This window comes from Paracoccus sp. DMF (assembly GCF_004407025.1).
Taxonomy (GTDB): domain Bacteria; phylum Pseudomonadota; class Alphaproteobacteria; order Rhodobacterales; family Rhodobacteraceae; genus Paracoccus; species Paracoccus aminovorans_B.
This window is the reverse complement of the sequence record NZ_SOKV02000187.1, coordinates 1-686: the sequence shown is the minus strand read 5'-3', so window position 1 is coordinate 686 and position 686 is coordinate 1. Positions and strand designations below refer to the sequence as shown.

Genomic DNA, 686 nt, shown 5'->3' with positions numbered 1-686 from the left:
GGGCGCGCTTATACGTCGTTCCGACGTGCGCTTGGCCGTGCCAATGCTTGATCGTGATGGCGATCTATCATCTTCACGTCAAGGTCATTGGCCGCAAGACCGGATCGAGCGCAGTGGCGTCTGCCGCCTACCGCTCGGCCTCGCGGATGCGCGACGAGCGCCTCGACCGCGTGCAGGACTTTTCCGCCAAGCGCGGCCTCGTCCATTCCGAGGTGATGCTGCCGGAGGACGCGCCCGAGGTCTGGAATGATCGCGAACGGCTCTGGAACGATGTGGAGGCGTTCGAGATCAGAAAGGACGCGCAACTCGCCCGCGAGGTGGAATCGCCATTCCGCGCGAGATGACGCAGGCTCAAGGCATCGAACTTGCCCGCGACTTCGCGCAGGCCGAATTTGTCGATCAGGGCATGATCGCCGATCTGAATGTGCATTGGGACATCGGCGAGGATGGGATGAGGCTTGGGAAGCAACTTGCCCTCAGTCACGGCCTTGGCAGAGGCCGAGGCATCGGATTGCAGGGCGCAGAACCATCCTATTTTCCGCCGTTTCTACGCCATACTACTACGACACCTAAATAATTGTTGCACAGCGATAAATCGTTGCCTTGTCTGGTCCCTGCAATTGTCAGAAACAACCAGCCGGAGGCAGCACGATCATGCGCCAACCAGACCGTATCGTCCGCCTGAA

The 686-nt window shown here is 59.9% G+C and carries 1 pseudogene; it reads left to right on the top strand.

The annotated features are described in order from the left end of the window. The first annotated feature begins 56 nt into the window (after positions 1-56). A pseudogene (locus tag E3D03_RS21125) lies at positions 57-577 on the top strand (MobA/MobL family protein). Positions 578-686: the final 109 nt, after the last annotated feature.